Annotated in this window: 14 protein-coding genes; 10 read left to right on the forward strand and 4 right to left on the reverse strand. The window is 69.2% G+C overall.

Translation table 11 applies throughout. The features are described 5' to 3' along the window. Positions 1–2 precede the first annotated feature (2 nt). On the forward strand, positions 3–1421 hold the full coding sequence (locus ACFIMZ_RS00675) for an FAD-binding oxidoreductase (RefSeq protein ID WP_431820968.1): 1419 nt from the start codon (positions 3–5) through the stop codon (positions 1419–1421). A gap of 36 nt (positions 1422–1457) precedes the next feature. Here ACFIMZ_RS00675 and ACFIMZ_RS00680 read toward each other — a convergent pair whose 3' ends face one another. After that, on the reverse strand, positions 1458–2030 hold the full coding sequence (locus tag ACFIMZ_RS00680) for a helix-turn-helix transcriptional regulator (RefSeq protein ID WP_431822532.1): 573 nt from the start codon (positions 2028–2030) through the stop codon (positions 1458–1460). Positions 2031–2099: 69 nt separating this feature from the next. After that, a complete protein-coding gene (cadR, locus tag ACFIMZ_RS00685; RefSeq protein ID WP_010093078.1) occupies positions 2100–2531 on the reverse strand; it encodes a Cd(II)/Pb(II)-responsive transcriptional regulator in 432 nt (143 codons plus the stop codon). Between the two features lie 81 nt (positions 2532–2612). Between cadR and ACFIMZ_RS00690 the strand changes: the two genes are divergently transcribed. Next, on the forward strand, positions 2613–5105 hold the full coding sequence (locus ACFIMZ_RS00690; protein WP_431820969.1) for a heavy metal translocating P-type ATPase: 2493 nt from the start codon (positions 2613–2615) through the stop codon (positions 5103–5105). A gap of 31 nt (positions 5106–5136) precedes the next feature. Then, positions 5137–5487, forward strand: coding sequence for a zinc ribbon domain-containing protein (locus tag ACFIMZ_RS00695; RefSeq protein WP_431820970.1), 351 nt, complete (start codon positions 5137–5139; stop codon positions 5485–5487). A gap of 10 nt (positions 5488–5497) precedes the next feature. On the opposite strand, the gene ACFIMZ_RS00700 is transcribed toward ACFIMZ_RS00695, so the two are convergent. Continuing rightward, positions 5498–6364, reverse strand: a complete 867-nt coding sequence (locus ACFIMZ_RS00700; protein ID WP_431820971.1) for an AraC family transcriptional regulator — start codon at positions 6362–6364, stop codon at positions 5498–5500. Positions 6365–6542: 178 nt separating this feature from the next. Between ACFIMZ_RS00700 and ACFIMZ_RS00705 the strand changes: the two genes are divergently transcribed. The 5 genes from ACFIMZ_RS00705 (at position 6543) to eutC (ending at position 13364) form a co-directional block, all read left to right on the forward strand. Next, on the forward strand, positions 6543–7745 hold the full coding sequence (locus tag ACFIMZ_RS00705) for an RNA-guided endonuclease InsQ/TnpB family protein (protein ID WP_431820972.1): 1203 nt from the start codon (positions 6543–6545) through the stop codon (positions 7743–7745). A 284-nt stretch (positions 7746–8029) separates the two neighbouring features. After that, on the forward strand, positions 8030–9490 hold the full coding sequence (locus ACFIMZ_RS00710; RefSeq protein ID WP_431820973.1) for a mechanosensitive ion channel: 1461 nt from the start codon (positions 8030–8032) through the stop codon (positions 9488–9490). 195 nt (positions 9491–9685) lie between these two features. Next, on the forward strand, positions 9686–11098 hold the full coding sequence (gene eat / locus ACFIMZ_RS00715) for an ethanolamine permease (protein ID WP_431820974.1): 1413 nt from the start codon (positions 9686–9688) through the stop codon (positions 11096–11098). Between the two features lie 80 nt (positions 11099–11178). Beyond that, positions 11179–12576 carry an ethanolamine ammonia-lyase subunit EutB gene (locus ACFIMZ_RS00720; RefSeq protein ID WP_431820975.1) on the forward strand — a complete coding sequence of 466 codons (1398 nt, stop codon included), beginning with the start codon at positions 11179–11181 and terminating at the stop codon, positions 12574–12576. Next, on the forward strand, positions 12573–13364 hold the full coding sequence (gene eutC / locus ACFIMZ_RS00725; RefSeq protein ID WP_431820976.1) for an ethanolamine ammonia-lyase subunit EutC: 792 nt from the start codon (positions 12573–12575) through the stop codon (positions 13362–13364). The genes ACFIMZ_RS00720 and eutC overlap by 4 nt, the downstream gene beginning before the upstream one ends. 10 nt (positions 13365–13374) lie before the next feature. On the opposite strand, the gene ACFIMZ_RS00730 is transcribed toward eutC, so the two are convergent. Further along, positions 13375–14259: a LysR family transcriptional regulator gene (locus ACFIMZ_RS00730; RefSeq protein WP_431820977.1), complete on the reverse strand. Its 885-nt coding sequence runs from the start codon at positions 14257–14259 to the stop codon at positions 13375–13377. Between the two features lie 148 nt (positions 14260–14407). On the opposite strand from ACFIMZ_RS00730, the gene ACFIMZ_RS00735 reads away from it, so the two are divergent. Further along, a complete protein-coding gene (locus ACFIMZ_RS00735) occupies positions 14408–15952 on the forward strand; it encodes an MFS transporter (RefSeq protein ID WP_431820978.1) in 1545 nt (514 codons plus the stop codon). Between the two features lie 214 nt (positions 15953–16166). Beyond that, a complete protein-coding gene (locus ACFIMZ_RS00740) occupies positions 16167–16637 on the forward strand; it encodes a hypothetical protein (RefSeq protein WP_431820979.1) in 471 nt (156 codons plus the stop codon). The last annotated feature ends 132 nt before the right edge of the window (positions 16638–16769 follow it).

Below are 16769 nucleotides of genomic sequence, written 5' to 3' on the forward strand. Positions count from 1 at the left end.
CGATGCCCAGCAGCGATCAGGCGGCCGGCAGCGGCGCGGCGCACGGCGGCGACGCGATCGTCGCCGCGCTCGCCGCGGAGCTCGGCGCGGAATGCGTGACGCCGTCGGCCGACATCGAGCCGCGCTTTTTCACCGCGTACAACGAGCCGCCCGGCGTGCGGCCGCGCGCGCTGGTGCGTGCGCGCAGCGTCGACGACGTGTCGCGCGCGCTCGCGCTGTGCACGCGGCTCGGGCAGCCGGTCGTGCCGCAGGGCGGGCTGACCGGGCTGGCGCGCGGCGCGGTGGCGCTCGGCGGCGAGGTGGTGCTGTCGATGGAGCGGTTCGCGGGCGTCGAGTCGCTCGACGCCGCGGCGGGCACGATCACGGTGCGCGCCGGCACGCCGCTGCAGACCGTTCAGGAGGCAGCGGACGCGGCGGGCTTCACGTTCGGCGTCGACCTCGGCGCGCGCGGGTCGTGCCAGATCGGCGGCGCGCTCGCGACCAACGCGGGCGGCACGCGCGCGATCCGCTACGGGATGATGCGCGAGCAGGTGCTCGGGCTCGAGGCGGTGCTCGCGGACGGCACCGTCGTGTCGTCGATGAACCGGATGCTGAAGAACAACGCCGGCTACGACCTGAAGCAGCTGTTCATCGGCAGCGAAGGCACGCTCGGCGTCATCACGCGCGCGGTGCTGCGGCTGCATCCGCAACTGGCGGCGCCCGCGACCGCGCTATGCCGGGTTGCCGGCTACGACGCGGTGGTCGGGCTGTGGAACCGCGTGCGCGCGTTGCCCGAGGTGGTCAGTTTCGAGGCGATGTGGCCGGCGTTCTACCGGTATGTCGCGGCTCACACGCCCGGGGTCGTCGCGCCGTTTGCGGCCGACGACGGCTTCGCGGTGCTGATCGAATGCGCGACGAGCGCGCCGGGCGGCGACGCGCGACACGCGCTGGAGACGTGCCTCGCCGACTGCTTCGACGCGGGGCGCGTCGACGACGCGGCGCTCGCGACGTCGGAGCGGCAGGCGCGCGACATGTGGACGCTGCGCGAAGGCCTCGCGATCGACGCGCTGCCGAATCTCGTCAACTTCGACGTGAGCCTGCCGACGGGCGAGCTCGGCACGTTCGCCGAGCGCTGCGAGGCGGCGCTGCGCGCGCGCTGGCCGGCGGCGGTGTGCCTGTTCTTCGGGCACGTCGGCGACGGCAACGTGCATATCGGCGTGTCGCTCGCGGAGCACGACGCCGAGACCGGCGACGAACTGGATTGGACCGTCTATGCAGTCGTGCAGGCGATGGGCGGCTCGATTTCCGCCGAGCACGGGATCGGCGTGCTGAAGCGCCGGTATCTCGGCTGCACGCGCAGCGACGCGGAAATCGGCCTGATGCGCCGGCTGAAGGACGCGCTCGATCCGCGTCACATCCTGAATCCAGGCAAGGTGCTGTGACGCGCGGCGCGAAGCCGGCCGCCGGCCCGGGTTCGATCAGCCGTCGACCCAGCGCAGCGCGCCGATCCGCAGGTGCTCGACGACGCTGCGCATCCAGCCGAGCTCGGCGTCGAGCAGCACGAGCGCATGCTCGTTCTGCAGCAGGAACAGGCGCGGCACCTGGTCGGCCTGCGCGGCGTTGCGCAGCGATTCGAGGCGCGCGCGTTCGGCTTCGAGCGCGGCGATGCGGCGCTCGAGCTGCTGACGGGCGTCGTCGGCGTCGAGCAGCGGCAGGAACGCGAGCCCGGCGCCGAACGCCGGAAACTCGCGCGCGGGCTCCGCGAGCTGCGCACGCAGCCACGTCTCGCCGGCGGCGCGCCCGGCATCGGTGAGTTCGTAGCGCGTGCGTTCGGGAAACGCGCCGTCGCGCTCGGTGTCGTGCACGGCGATCAGGCCGTCGCGCAGCAGGCGGTCGATCGTCTGGTACAGGCTCGTGCGCTGCCGCACGTTGACGACTTCATCATGACCGCGCGCTTTCAGTTGCTGCAGCATCCCGTACGGATGCATCGGGCCTTCGGTGAGCGTCGCGAGGATCGCGAGCGCCAGCGGCGAGGGACGGCTCATGGAGATTAAATAGTCTTGCTATATCTAGTCAAATTATGACTAGTTTATTCGTGACTATCATATTCGACAAGGGTTTCAGCCGAGGTGCGTGCGTTTCGCGGCCGGCGCGACCGTCTCCATCGTCGCGAGACCGTGCACGATCCCGCAGTCCTCGACCGAGTGCTCGCCCACGCATTGGCGGCGCAATTCGGTCAGCTGGTCGCGCAGATGCGTCAGTTCGGCCAGCCGCGCGTCGACGTGGCCGATGTGCTCGTCGAGCAGCGCGTTGATCGAATCGCAGCGATCGCCGGGCGTATCGGTGAGGCGCAGCAGCGCGCGGATCTCGTCGTGCGCCATGTCGAGCGCACGGCAGTTGCGGATGAAGCGCAGCCGTTCGACGTGGGTTTCCGTGTAGTTCCGGTAGTTCGCGTCGGTGCGCTCCGCATCGGGCATCAGACCCTCCTTCTCGTAGAAGCGGATCGTCTCGGGCGTGCAGCGTGCCGCCTTGGCCAGTTCGCCGATCTTCATACTTTTCTCCTGCTGAAGGGTTGACCTTGTAGTGGCTTCAGGGTGTTAACTCTACACCGTCAAGCTATCAAGGAGGTTGTAATGACCGAGGCCCTGCGTACCCACGACGAACGAACCCGCGCGGCCGGCGAGGCCGGCGCATGCTGCGCCGATGCGCGCGACGTGTGCGCGGCGGGTGTCGCCGGCGCGCAAGCGGATACGCCGGCGAAGAAGTCGCGCGCGTGCGGCCATGACCACGGTCATGCGCATGAACACGGTGCGGGCGAAGCGCACGCGCACGACCACGACGGCGCGCACACGTGCAGCCACGGTGCGGCGCATGGTCACGACCACGATCATGCGCACGACCACGACCACGACCACGACCACGACCACGACCACGCGGCCGGCGACTGCTGCGCGCCCGCCGCGCTGACGCTCGCGCCGCTGCCCGTGTCGCAGGCCACCGCGTCCGGCAACGTGCGTTCGGCGTTCCGGATCATGCAGATGGACTGCCCGACCGAGGAGACGCTGATCCGCAAGAAGCTCGGCGGGATGCGCGAGGTGTCGTCGCTCGAATTCAACCTGATGCAGCGGATGCTGACGGTCGAGCATGCGCCCGGCGCGCAGGCGGCGATCGCCGGCGCGATCCGTACGCTCGGCATGACGCCCGAGGCGGCGTCCGCCGATGCGCCGCCGTCGCCCGCGCGCGCCGAGCCGGCGAAGCCGTGGTGGCCGCTCGCGCTGGCCGGCGTCGCCGCGATCGCGTCGGAGGCCGCGAGCTGGGCCGGCCTGCCGTCGTGGCTGTCGGCGGTGCTTGCGCTCGGCGCGGTGCTCGCATGCGGGATCACCACCTACAAGAAGGGCTGGATCGCGCTGCGCAACGGCAACCTGAACATCAACGCGCTGATGAGCATCGCGGTGACGGGCGCGATGGCGATCGGCCAATGGCCGGAAGCCGCGATGGTGATGGTGCTGTTCACGATCGCCGAACTGATCGAGGCGAAGTCGCTCGACCGCGCGCGCAACGCGATCCAGGGGCTGATGCGGCTCGCGCCGGATACGGCGACGGTGCGCGACGCCGACGGTGCGTGGCGCACGGTCGAGGCCGCGCAGGTCGCGCTCGGCGCGATCGTGCGCGTGAAGCCGGGCGAGCGGATCGGCCTCGACGGCGAAGTCGTGGACGGCCGCTCGACCGTGAACCAGGCGCCGATCACCGGCGAGAGCCTGCCCGTCGAGAAGGCGGCCGGCGATACCGTGTTCGCCGGCACGATCAACGAATCCGGCTCGTTCGAATACCGGGTGACCGCGGTCGCGTCGAACACGACGCTCGCGCGCATCATCCACGCGGTCGAGGAGGCGCAGGGCGCGAAGGCGCCGACGCAGCGCTTCGTCGACCAGTTCGCGCGCGTCTATACGCCGATCGTGTTCGCGATCGCGCTGCTGGTCGCCGTGGCGCCGCCGCTCGTCATGGGCGGCGCGTGGCACGAATGGATCTACCGCGCGCTGGTGCTGCTGGTGATCGCGTGCCCGTGCGCGCTCGTGATCTCGACGCCGGTGACGATCGTGTCGGGCCTCGCCGCCGCCGCGCGGCGCGGGATTCTCGTGAAGGGCGGCGTGTACCTGGAAGAGGGACGCAAGCTCGCGTGGCTCGCGCTCGACAAGACCGGCACGATCACGCACGGCAAGCCGGTGCAGACCGATTTCGCGCTGCGCGCGGCCGACGTCGACGCCGCGCGCGTGCGGCACCTCGCCGCGAGCCTTGCCGCGCGTTCGGATCACCCGGTGTCGCAGGCGATCGCGGCGGCGGCCCGCGCAGAGGACGCCGCGCCGTTCGCCGACGTGCAGGACTTCGAAGCGCTCGTCGGGCGCGGCGTGCGCGGCGCGATCGACGGCGCGCGCTACTGGCTCGGCAACCACCGGCTGGTCGAGGAGCTGGCGCGCTGCTCGCCGGCGCTGGAAGCGCAGCTCGACGCGCTGGAGCGCGAGGGCAAGAGCGTCGTGATGCTGATCGACGAGACCCGCGTGCTCGGCGTGTTCGCGGTGGCCGACACGATCAAGGACACGAGCCGCGCGGCGATCGCCGAGCTGCATGCGCTCGGCATCCGCACCGCGATGCTGACGGGCGACAACCCGCACACCGCGCAGGCGATCGCACGGCAGGCCGGCATCGACGACGCGCGCGGCAACCAGCTGCCCGAGGACAAGCTCGCGGCGGTCGAGGAGCTCGCCACGGGCGGCGCGGGCGCGGTCGGGATGGTCGGCGACGGGATCAACGACGCGCCGGCGCTCGCGCGCGCCGACATCGGCTTCGCGATGGGCGCGATGGGCACCGATGCCGCGATCGAGACCGCCGACGTCGCGCTGATGGACGACGACCTGCGCAAGATCCCCGCGTTCGTGCGGCTGTCGCGCGCGACACATCGCGTGCTGGTGCAGAACATCGGATTCGCGCTCGGCGTGAAGCTCGTGTTCCTCGGCCTGACCGTCGCGGGGCTCGGGACGATGTGGATGGCGGTGTTCGCCGACGCGGGCGCGAGCCTGATCGTCGTCGGCAACGGCTTGCGACTGCTGTCGCGCAACAAGGCTTCCTGACAGGCGCACCTATGGCGCAAAGGAGCGGACGATGGGTTTCCTGAAATGGATCACGGGCGGCCACGGGCAGCGTGGCCATCACGGCGGCGGCTACGGCAGCGGCCATGGCGGTGGCCACGGCAGCCGCGGCAACGACCACCACGAACGTGGCCGCGACCCGCACGGCTGGGGCTGGCAGGCGCCAGCCTCAGGCGGCGCGGGACAGGGCGCCGCGCCGCTGCGTCAGCTCGCGTGCGCGGGATGCGGCGCGCTGAACGACGCGCAGGCGCGCTTCTGCACGCAATGCGGCGCGGCGCAGCAAAGCGCCGCGTGCCGCCGATGCCATGCGGCGCTGGCCGCCGGCGTGCGCTTCTGCCCGGCGTGCGGCACGCAAACGGCCTAGCGTCCGCGCGTCAGCGCAGCGGCAGGTGGATTTCCGTGCGCAGGTCGGCCGGCGCCGTATCCATCGGCGTGTTCAGGTACAGCTCGAACGGCGGCGCGTCGGCGGCTTCGCGGCCCGAATGGCGCAGCCACTCGCCGTACAGCCACTGGTACGCGGTCTTCAGGTCCGCATAGGGCCCGGTGTGCAGCAGCACCGCGTACTCGCCGCCCGGCACGGTCACGCGCTCCACAGGCGCCGCCGGCTCGACGTCCGGCGCGCCGTCGGCCGGCACGAAGCACGCTCTCGCGCGCAGTTGCGCTTCGGGCGTGGTGTCCGGATCGTCGTAGAAAATTCCGATCATCTTCGCGCCTGGCCCGATGAGCCCGTGTTGCGCGACCCAGCCGCCGATCCGCGCGAACGCGTCGCCGACCTTCATGTACGACCCCGTGTGGCCGACCGCGTAGCCCTGCAGCGCCGGCAGGCGGCGGATCGAGACTTCATGCTTGAACATGTCTGCTTCTCCTCTCTGTAACGGATAGATCGGACGATGGACGCCGGCGCGCCGGTGCTGCGCGGGCGGCACGCCGTACGCATCGCGGAACGCGCGCGCGAACGCGGACGTCGAGCCGTAGCCTGCGCGCCGCGCGACCTGCTCGATCGGCAGCGCGGTGCAGGCGAGATCCTCGGAGGCACGCGTGATCCGCATCCGCCGCACCGTCGCCAGGATCGACTCGCCGTACAGCGCGCGATAGACGCGATGCCAGTGGTACGGCGACAGGCACGCGATCTCGGCGAGCCGGTTCAGGTCGAGCGTGTCGTCAAGGTGCGTGCGGATGTACTCGTGCACGCGCGCAAGACGCATCGCATAGCGGACCCAGCAAGGCGATTCTGCTTTCATCGGCGCACCCGGAACAGGACCGACGTCAAGGTAGCACGGCGCGCTTAGATCGGAATGCGTTTCAAATCCCGCGCTTCAGGGCGGGGAAGGATGGCCAAGGGCCACTTCCGTCGGGGCGTAGCGCGGACGCCGCAGGCGTCCTTGACAGCGCGCTTTCGCTGGCTGATAGGATCGGATCATGCAACGTCTTCAAGCCTTCAAGTTCGAACTGATGCCGACCGGCGAGCAGCGGCGCGATATGTGTCGCTTTGCCGGGTCGTGCCGGTTCGTCTTCAACAAGGCGCTGGCGTTGCAGCGGACGAACCATGAGGCGGGCGGCAAGTTCATCGGGTACGTGGCAATGGGAAAGCACCTGACGGCGTGGCGCAATGGTACGGAAACGCCGTGGCTCAAGGACGCCCCGGTGCATCCGCTCCAACAAGCACTCAAGAACCTGGAGCGAGCCTACAAGAATTTCTTTGCCGGACGCACGGCGTATCCGCGCTTCAGGAAGCGGGGCCGGTGCGACAGTTTCCGCTACCCGGACCCAAAGCAGATCAAGCTCGACCAGGTCAACAACCGTATCTTCCTGCCGAAGCTTGGCTGGCTGCGCTATCGCAACAGCCGGGATGTGTTGGGCGAAGTGCGCAATGCCACCGTGTCTCGGAACGCAGGCAGATGGTTCGTCTCAATCCAGACCGCACGGGAAGTCGCGCAGCCGGTGCCGAAGGCAACCAGCGCGATTGGCATCGACCTGGGCGTCGCACGATTTGCCACCATGAGCGACGGCAGCTTTCTTGCATCGCTGAACAGCTTCAAGCGGCACGAGGCCAGGCTGCACCGCGCGCAGCGGGCGATGAGCCGAAAGGCCAAGTTCAGCAACAACTGGAGGAAGGCAAAGGCCCGCATCCAGCGTATCCACGCCCGCATCGGCAACGCTCGCCGTGACTACCTGCACAAAGCCACGACCACGATCAGCCAAAACCACGCGATGGTGTGCATCGAGGACTTGCAGGTGCGAAACATGTCGAGGTCGGCGGCCGGCAGCCGCGATGCGCCGGGCAAAAGCGTTCGGGCCAAGGCCGGTCTGAACAAAGCCATCCTCGATCAGGGATGGTTCGAATTTCGTCGCCAGTTGGACTACAAGATGACGTGGCATGGTGGTTGGCTCATCGTCGTGCCGCCCGCGAACACAAGTCGTACGTGCCCGGTATGCCATTGCGTGAGTGCTGAGAACCGACAGACGCAGGCCGCATTCCGCTGCGTCGCGTGCGGACATGAAGCGCATGCCGATGTGGTCGGTGCGATCAACATACTGGCGCGGGGACACCGCGTTGCAGCTTGTGGAGAGCCGGTGCGGTCAGGCTGCTCAGTGAAGCAGGAACCCGCCGAGGCGATCTGAGACAGGCATCATCGTTTCAGACGCGGTAGGAATCTCCTGCCGTTAGGCAGGGGAGGATGTCAAAAATCTTGCTGAGTTGCGTCATGCGGAGTCGACCCGCCCCATTTATTTTTCGAAATGGGGTCTCGCCCTCAGCGATCTATGTCTAAAGTTAAAGACGGTGAAATCGGAGGAACGCGTCATTTTTCTGGGTTAAGTTGCAAGGGCAGGATCGCGCGTCATTTCGAAGTACGCAGGTAGTTCGTCGATGTTCAATCGCAACGCCACGTTTTCGGAGGGAAGAAATGGATGCATCCAGCTTCATCACAACGCTGCAGGCCACGCTAGGGGGATACCTGCCCAAGATCGCCGGCGCGATCGGCATCCTGGTGATCGGCTGGCTGATCGCCGTCGCGGTGCGGGCCGGCATGCTGCGGCTGCTCGGCGCGCTGAAGGTCGACCAGCGGATCGCCGAAAGCACCGGCCAGGGCGCGTACGTCGAGCGCATCGTCGCCGGCGGCCTGTTCTGGCTCGTGCTGCTCGTCACCGCGGTGGGCATCTTCAACGTGCTCAACCTGTACGCGGTGTCCAATCCGTTCTCGCTGCTCGTCACCCATATCGTCGACTACCTGCCGAACCTGATCGGCGGCGCGGCGCTCGCGCTGATCGCGTGGCTGATCGCGTCGCTGTTGCGCAGCCTCGCGAACCGCGCGCTGAAAGCCTGCAAGGTCGACGACAAGCTGACCGAAAGCGCCGGCATGCAGCCGATGAGCGGCTATCTCGGCGACGTGCTGTTCTGGCTGGTGATCCTGATGTTCCTGCCGGCGATCCTGTCCGCGTTCGCGCTGTCGGGCCTGCTGTCGCCGGTGCAGGGGATGGTCGACAAGCTGCTCGCGATCGTGCCGAACCTGTTCGCGGCGGCGGTGATCGGCGTCGTCGGCTGGATCGTCGCGCGCGTGCTGCGCGGGCTCGTCACGAACCTGCTGATCGCGGCGGGCGCGGACAAGCTCACCGAGCGCCTCGACAGCCCGACGCCGGTGCGCGTGTCGAGCTTCGTCGGCACGGTCGTCTACGTGTTCGTGTTCGTGCCGACGCTGATCTCCGCGCTCGACGCGCTGAAGATCGACGCGATCTCCGGCCCCGCGACCAACATGCTGAACCAGTTCCTGTCCGCGGTGCCGGACATCGTCGCGGCGCTCGTGATCGTGCTCGTCACGTTCTACTTCGCGCGCTTCGTCGCCGCGCTCGCGCAGAAGCTGCTGGTCGCGGCGGGCGTCGACGGCCTGCCGAAGGTGCTCGGCGTCGAGCCGGTGTTCTCGGGCATGCTGCAGCCGTCGGTGCTGGCCGCGCGGCTGATCGTGTTCTTCGCGATGCTGTTCGCCGCGGTCGAGGCGTCGAACCGGCTCGGCTTCTCGCAGGTGCGCGACGTCGTCACGCTGTTCATCGAGTTCGGCGGGCACGTGCTGATGGGCGGCGTGATCCTCGTGATCGGCTTCTGGCTCGCGGGCCTCGCGCGCCGCGTGATCCAGCAGGCGGACACGCAGCACAGCGTGCTGTTCGCGCGCATCGCGCAGTTCGCGATCCTCGGCCTCGTGTTCGCGATGGGGCTGCGCGCGATGGGCATCGCGAACGAGATCGTGCAGCTCGCGTTCGGCCTCGTGCTCGGCGCGATCGCGGTGGCGGTCGCGCTGTCGTTCGGCCTCGGCGGACGTGAAGCGGCCGGCAAGCTGCTCGACCGGTGGTTCAACCAGCGCGGCGGGGAATGAGCGGCGAACAAGCGGAGAGCCGCGCTGACGTTTCGCTTACGGAAACGGCCGCGCGGACCTTTGCCGAATTTCGATAACACGTCGATTAATGACTCACTAGCATCGATTCTCAGTCGTGCAGACCAGCCCGGCGGACGCGCCCTCATGGCGCGCCGCCGGACGGACACGCGGTCTGGCGCCCTTGAGGAGAAACCGATGAAAGCAGAGTCGAATGGCCGGCCCGCCGCCGGCGGCAAGTCGTCCGGCCAGCCCGCGCTGCAGCAGACGCTCGGGACCTGGCAACTGTGGGGCATTGCGGTCGGCCTCGTGATTTCCGGCGAGTATTTCGGCTGGAGTTACGGCTGGGCGAGCGCGGGCACGCTGGGCTTCGTGGTCACCGCGCTGTTCGTCGCGGCGATGTACACGACCTTCATCTTCAGCTTCACCGAGCTGACCACGTCGATTCCGCACGCCGGCGGCCCGTTCGCGTATGCACGCCGCGCGTTCGGCCCGACGGGCGGCTACCTGGCGGGCGCGGCGACGCTCGTCGAGTTCGTGTTCGCGCCGCCCGCGATCGCGCTCGCGATCGGCGCGTACCTGCACGTGCAGTTTCCGGGCCTCGAGCCGAAGCACGCGGCGATGGGCGCGTATCTCGTGTTCATGGCGCTGAACATCGTCGGCGTGCAGATCGCCGCGACCTTCGAGCTCGTCGTCACGCTGCTCGCGATCTTCGAGCTGCTGGTGTTCATGGGCGTCGTGTCGCCGGGCTTCGCGTGGAGCAACTTCATGAAGGGCGGCTGGTCGGGCGCCGATCACTTCAGCGTCGGCGCATTCCACGGGATGTTCGCGGCGATCCCGTTCGCGATCTGGTTCTTCCTCGCGATCGAAGGCGTCGCGATGGCGGCCGAGGAAGCGAAGAATCCGAAGCGCTCGATCCCGATCGCGTATGTCGCCGGCATCCTGACGCTCGTCGCGCTCGCGATCGGCGTGATGGTGTTCGCCGGCGGCGCGGGCGACTGGACCAAGCTCGCGAACATCAACGACCCGCTGCCGCAGGCGATGAAGTACATCGTCGGCGCGAACAGCGGCTGGATGCACATGCTCGTGTGGCTCGGCCTGTTCGGGCTGGTCGCGTCGTTCCACGGGATCATCCTCGGCTATTCGCGCCAGATCTTCGCGCTGGCCCGCGAAGGCTACCTGCCGGAGTGGCTCGGGAAGGTGCATCCGCGCTTCAAGACCCCGCATCGCGCGATTCTCGCGGGCGGCGTGGTCGGCATCGCGGCGATCTACAGCGACGAGCTGATCCAGTTCGGCGGCCAGACGCTGACCGCGAACATCGTCACGATGTCGGTGTTCGGCGCGATCGTGATGTATATCGTCAGCATGGCCGCGCTGTTCAAGCTGCGCCGCTCGCAGCCGAAGATGGCGCGGCCGTTCCGCGCGCCGCTGTATCCGTTCTTCCCGGCGTTCGCGATCGTGGCCGCGCTGATCTGCCTCGCTACGATGGTGTACTTCAACGGGCTGGTCGCGATGGTGTTCGTCGCGTTCCTCGCGCTCGGCTACGCGTACTTCCTCGCGACCCGCGCGCAGCGCGCGGAAGCGCCGGGCGACGCGCTGCTGGAGGAATGAAGGTGATGGGCCGTTGACACGGCATCCGGCGCGCCCGTGGCAAGGGCGCGCCGTCGGCTTTTGGCAAGGAGACTCGCACGATGTCCTACACGGAGACGATCGGTCCGCGCACCTACCGCTTCGCGGACCTGAAGACGCTGCTCGCGAAGGCGAGCCCGCTGCGTTCCGGCGACCAGCTCGCCGGCGTCGCGGCGGCAAGCGAGGAGGAGCGCGTCGCCGCGAAGATCGCGCTCGCGGGCGTGCCGCTCAAGGCGTTCCTGAGCGAAGCGCTGATTCCCTATGAAGACGACGAGGTCACGCGGCTGATCGTCGACGATCACGACGCGCACGCGTTCGCGGAGATCTCGCACCTGACGGTCGGCGACTTCCGCAACTGGCTCCTGTCGCCGGCGGCCGACGGCGCGGCGCTCGAGCGCATCGCGCCGGGCCTCACGCCGGAGATGGTCGCGGCCGTGTCGAAGCTGATGCGCAACCAGGACCTGATCGCGGCGGCGAGGAAGCGCCGCGTCGTCACGCGCTTTCGCAACACGGTCGGGCTGCCGGGCCGGATGTCGGTGCGGCTGCAGCCGAACCACCCGACCGACGACGTGAAGGGGATCGCCGCGTCGATGCTCGACGGGCTGATGTACGGCTGCGGCGACGCGATGATCGGCATCAACCCGGCCACCGACAGCCTCGCCGCGATCGTGAAGCTGCTCGCGATGATCGACGGCTTCCGCGAGCGCTATCGCGTGCCGACGCAGTCGTGCGTGCTCACGCACGTGACCAACACGATCGCGGCGATCGAGAAGGGCGCGCCGGTCGATCTGGTGTTCCAGTCGATCGCGGGCACCGAGAAGGCGAACGCGAGCTTCGGCATCTCGCTCGCGCTGCTCGGCGAGGCGCGCGAGGCGGCGCTGTCGCTCAAGCGCGGCACGGTCGGCAACAATCTCATGTACTTCGAGACGGGGCAGGGCAGCGCGCTGTCCGCGAACGCGCACCACGGCGTCGACCAGCAGACCTGCGAGGTGCGCGCCTATGCGGTCGCGCGCAAGTTCGAGCCGTTCCTCGTGAACACGGTGGTCGGGTTCATCGGGCCCGAATACCTGTACGACGGCAAGCAGATCATCCGCGCGGGGCTCGAGGATCACTTCTGCGGCAAGCTGCTCGGCGTGCCGATGGGCTGCGACATCTGCTACACGAACCACGCGGAAGCGGACCAGGACGACATGGACACGCTGCTGACGCTGCTGGGTGCGGCGGGCATCAACTTCATCATGGGGATTCCGGGCGCGGACGACGTGATGCTCAACTACCAGAGCACGTCGTTCCACGACCAGCTGTACGTGCGCGAGGTGCTCGGACTGCGCCGCGCGCCCGAGTTCGAGGAATGGCTGGAGACGATGGAGATCGCCGACGCGCACGGCGCGCTGCGCGCCGCGTCGGCGCGCGTGCCGCTGCTCGCGGGCGCGAACGAGTGGATGGGGATTTCCGCATGAGCGACGCCGTCGAAAAGAACCCGTGGGGGCAGCTGAAGTCGTTCACGAACGCGCGGATCGCACTCGGCCGTGCGGGCAACAGCCTGCCGACCGCGCCGCTGCTCGCGTTCAACCTGTCGCACGCGCAGGCGCGCGACGCGGTGCACCAGCCGCTCGACGCCGACAAGCTGCGGCGCGAGATCGAGGATGCCGGGCTGCCGACGCTCGGCGTGCAGAGCGCGGCGCCGGACCGCCAGCACTATCTGCGCCGGCCCGACCTCGGCCGCAAGCTGTCCGACGACAGCCGCGGGCTGCTCGCCGGCTACGGCGCGGCGCTGGACGACGCGCCCGACGTGGTGTTCGTGGTCGGTGACGGGCTGTCCGCGTTCGCGGCCGCGAAGCAGGCGCTGCCGCTGCTGGAGGCGGTGCGGCCGCGGCTCGACGCGGACGGCTGGCGGATCGGCCCGGTGGTCGTCGCGCGGCAGGCGCGCGTCGCGCTCGGCGACGAAATCGGCGAGCTGCTGCGCGCGACGCTCGTCGCGATGCTGATCGGCGAGCGGCCGGGGCTGAGTTCGCCGGACAGCCTCGGCGTCTATCTCACCTATGCGCCGAAGGTCGGCTGCCACGACGCGCTGCGCAACTGCATCTCGAACGTGCGGCCGGAAGGGCTGCCGTACGACGCGGCCGCGCACAAGCTGCACTACCTGCTGACGCATGCGCGCAGGCTCCAGCTGACGGGCGTCGGGCTGAAGGACGACAGCGACGCGCTGCTGCCGCAGGCGGAAGCCGAGCGGATCGGCGCAGTGTGACGGCGCGCCGCTACCTGAACAGCCGCTCGCACAGAAAGTCGACGAACACGCGCAGCTTCGGCGACAGCTGCCGGCTCGACGGCCACACGATCGAGAATTGCCCCGGCGCGATCCGGTAGTCGTCGAGCACGGTGACGAGCGCGCCGTGCGCCAGCGCGTCGCGCGCGAGAAAGTCGGGCATGTAGCCGATGCCGAGGCCCGCGAGCACCGCGCCGCGCAGCGCCTCCATGTTGTTGCAGGTCATCGCGGTGCGCAGCTTCAGCGGCGTGCCGTCGTCGGCCGCGAGCGCCCAGTCCTGCAGCTTGCCCGTGGTCGGGAAGCAGTAGCGCACGCAATCGTGCGCCTCCAGGTCGCGCGGCACGCTTGGCGTGCCCGCCTGCGCGAGATACGCGGGCGTCGCGCACAGCACGAACCCGAACGGGCCGAGCCGCCGCGACATCAGGCTCGAATCCGACAGCGGCCCGCTGCGGATCACCGCGTCGAACCCGCCTTCGACGACGTCCACCATCCTGTCGTTGAAATCGAGGTCCAGCTCGACATCCGGATAGTGCCGCCGGAATTCCGGCAGCACCGGCAGCAGGAACCGGTAGCCGATCACGGGCAGGCTCACGCGCAGCTTGCCGCGCGGCCGCTGCGCGGATGCGGTCACGGTCGCCTCCGCGTCGCGGAAGTCCTCGAGGATGCGCTGGCAGCGTTCGAAGAAGTGCCGGCCCTCGTCGGTCAGCGTGACGCGGCGCGTGGTGCGGTTGAACAGGCGCACGCCGAGCGACTGTTCGAGCTTCGCGATCGTCTTGCCGACCGCCGACGCCGAGATGCCGAGCGCGCGGCCGGCCGCGACGAAGCTCAGCGTTTCCGCGGTGCGCACGAACGCGACGATGCCGTTCAGGTTGTTCATCGAGATTCCGGAGGCGGGGCATGACGTTGCAATTCAGGAATTCTAATCCGTTATATAAGGAGTTCCGCGTGGTTTTTCGGTGATTGAATCCGAATTATCGTGTGTCGCTTCCGCGGCGCGTCTGCGCCAGGTTTCCGAGGAGCGATAGATGGACCACACGTTTTCCGCCGCCGCGTCGGCGCACCGCCGCACGCTCGTGCTGGCTGCCGTATGCGCGGCCGCGGTCGCGCTGCCGCTGGGCTTTTCCGGCGGCGCGGTCGCGACGCCCGCGATCGGCCGCGACCTGCACGGCGGGCCGGTTGCGCTGAACTGGATCACGAACGCGTTCATGCTCGCGTTCGGCAGCTTCCTGATGGCCGCCGGCGCGCTCGCCGACCAGTTCGGCCGCAAGCGCGTGTTCGCGATCGGCGTCGCCGCGTTCACGCTGTTTTCGGTCGCGCTCGCGTTCGCGCCGTCGATCGTCGCGCTCGACCTGCTGCGCGCCGCGCAGGGGCTGGCCGCCGCGGCGGCGCTCGCGGGCGGCACCGCCGCGCTCGCGCAGGAGTTCGACGGCCCGGCGCGCACGCGCGCGTTCAGCCTGCTCGGCACGACGTTCGGGGTCGGCCTCGCATTCGGCCCGGTGCTGGCCGGCTGTTTGATCGAGCGCTACGGCTGGCGCGCGATCTTCATGACGGGCGCGCTGGCCGGCGCGCTGTCGCTCGCATTCGGGCTGCCGCGCATGCGCGAGTCGCGCGACCCGCACGCGTCGGGGCTCGACTGGCCCGGCACCGCCACGTTTACCGCCGCGCTGACGCTGCTCACGTTCGGCGTGATCGAGGCCCCGGAGCGCGGCTGGACGAGCCCGCTCGTCGCCGGGCTGCTGGCCGGCGCGGCGCTGCTCGCGGCCGCGTTCGTCGCGATCGAGACCCGCGTCGCGCGGCCGATGCTCGACCTGTCGCTGTTCCGCATCCCGCGCTTCGTCGGCGTGCAGGTGCTGCCGGTGTCGACCTGCTGCTGCTACATCGTGCTGCTCGTCGTGCTGCCGCTGCGCTTCATCGGCATCGACGGCTTCAGCGAGATCGACGCCGGCTGGCTGATGCTCGCGATCTCCGCGCCGATGCTGGTCGTGCCGCTCGTCGCGGCGACGCTCGCGCGCTGGCTGTCGGCCGGCGTGATTTCCGGCATCGGGCTCGTGATCGCGGCGGCGGGGCTCGTGTGGCTGGGCGTCGCGTTGCGCCACGGCGCGGGGCCGGCGGCGATCGCGCCGATGCTCGCGATCGGCGTCGGCGCCGGAATGCCGTGGGGGTTGATGGACGGGCTGTCGGTGAGCGTCGTGCCGAAGGAGCGCGCCGGGATGGCGACCGGGATCTTCAGCACGACGCGGGTGGCGGGCGAGGGCATCGCGCTCGCGATCGCCGGCGCGGTGCTCGCGACGCTCGCGCAGGCGGGGCTGCGCGCGGCGTCCGTGGCGGGTGCGACGCCCGACGCGATCGTCCGCGCGTCCGCCCGGCTCGCGACCGGCGACCTCGGCGGCGCGGCGGCCGCGTGGCCGGCGGCCGGGCGCGCGGTGCTGCGGCACAGCTACATGCAGGCGTTCGACCATCTGCTGATCGGGCTGGCCGTCGTCACGCTGCTGTGCGCGGCGGTCGTGTTCGTGTTTCTGGGTGGGCGGCGTGGCGTGGAGTCCGGCGATGCATGCGCGCGGCGAGCCTGACTGACGGGCCGCTGCTCGCGAGCCGACGCGTCGTGCCGGCACCGGCGGCGGAGCGTCGCTCAACCGTTGCGCATCGTCGCATTCACAACTTTCGCTTGATTTTTCGGCATCCGTTCCGAAACTGTAAGACGACCGCGCCACGTACACGTCGATCTTTCGGTGAAGGCGATACGCAGCGTCTCGAAGCGCCGTAGAAAGCCACAGGAGAATCGGAATGAATGAGCAAGTCAGTGACGAAGTCGTTCAAAGCACCATCAACGGTGCGATTTTGCGTGCCCGAGGAGGCAAGGGGGACATCGTGGACCAGGTGAGCCGCGCATTTCGATCGTTGCAGTCGCTCCGTCGTACGGACCGCCCGGAAGACATCAATCTTGCCGCCGCCGAGCACTACATGTATGCCCGGTTCCTGGCGGGGGCGACGGGCGACCCGTTGGTCAAGGCAACGCCGACGCTGTACGGGGCGAAGAAACGGGTCTATTTCGCGCTCGGCATTCAGGACAGGATGGCGACCAGCCCCGGCAATCCCGTGTTAGCCCCGAACAGCTCGGTCGAACGTTGGGGACTCAAGGGGGCAAAGGACGGCTTGCGCGACTACTCGGCCGTCAACAATGGACAACCCGCCGATCGTTTCGGCGCGTCGCTCAGCACGTTGCGCGAGGAAGCATTGCGATACAAGCGAGGCTGATGCGCCATGTGCCGCACGCCGCTGTCCGCAATTGGCACAGCGTGACGCGTGCGAGCCGCTGAAAGTGTTCCGAATCGGCACAATCGCCGGGATGGTGGGCGCGCGGTGCGCGCGCGGGCGGGGCGGTGCACG

Origin of the sequence: Burkholderia sp. F1 (genome assembly GCF_050813845.1) — a bacterium.
In the GTDB taxonomy this organism is placed as follows: domain Bacteria; phylum Pseudomonadota; class Gammaproteobacteria; order Burkholderiales; family Burkholderiaceae; genus Burkholderia; species Burkholderia ubonensis.

Coding starts and splice junctions, on each gene's coding strand:
- ACFIMZ_RS00675 (WP_431820968.1), top strand. CDS start 3: ATGCCCAGCAGCGATCAGGCGGCCGGCAGCGGCGCGGCGCACGGCGGC.
- cadR (WP_010093078.1), bottom strand. CDS start 2,531: ATGAAGATCGGCGAACTGGCCAAGGCGGCACGCTGCACGCCCGAGACG.
- ACFIMZ_RS00690 (WP_431820969.1), top strand. CDS start 2,613: ATGACCGAGGCCCTGCGTACCCACGACGAACGAACCCGCGCGGCCGGC.
- ACFIMZ_RS00695 (WP_431820970.1), top strand. CDS start 5,137: ATGGGTTTCCTGAAATGGATCACGGGCGGCCACGGGCAGCGTGGCCAT.
- ACFIMZ_RS00700 (WP_431820971.1), bottom strand. CDS start 6,364: ATGAAAGCAGAATCGCCTTGCTGGGTCCGCTATGCGATGCGTCTTGCG.
- ACFIMZ_RS00705 (WP_431820972.1), top strand. CDS start 6,543: ATGCAACGTCTTCAAGCCTTCAAGTTCGAACTGATGCCGACCGGCGAG.
- ACFIMZ_RS00710 (WP_431820973.1), top strand. CDS start 8,030: ATGGATGCATCCAGCTTCATCACAACGCTGCAGGCCACGCTAGGGGGA.
- eat (WP_431820974.1), top strand. CDS start 9,686: ATGAAAGCAGAGTCGAATGGCCGGCCCGCCGCCGGCGGCAAGTCGTCC.
- ACFIMZ_RS00720 (WP_431820975.1), top strand. CDS start 11,179: ATGTCCTACACGGAGACGATCGGTCCGCGCACCTACCGCTTCGCGGAC.
- eutC (WP_431820976.1), top strand. CDS start 12,573: ATGAGCGACGCCGTCGAAAAGAACCCGTGGGGGCAGCTGAAGTCGTTC.
- ACFIMZ_RS00730 (WP_431820977.1), bottom strand. CDS start 14,259: ATGAACAACCTGAACGGCATCGTCGCGTTCGTGCGCACCGCGGAAACG.
- ACFIMZ_RS00735 (WP_431820978.1), top strand. CDS start 14,408: ATGGACCACACGTTTTCCGCCGCCGCGTCGGCGCACCGCCGCACGCTC.
- ACFIMZ_RS00740 (WP_431820979.1), top strand. CDS start 16,167: ATGAATGAGCAAGTCAGTGACGAAGTCGTTCAAAGCACCATCAACGGT.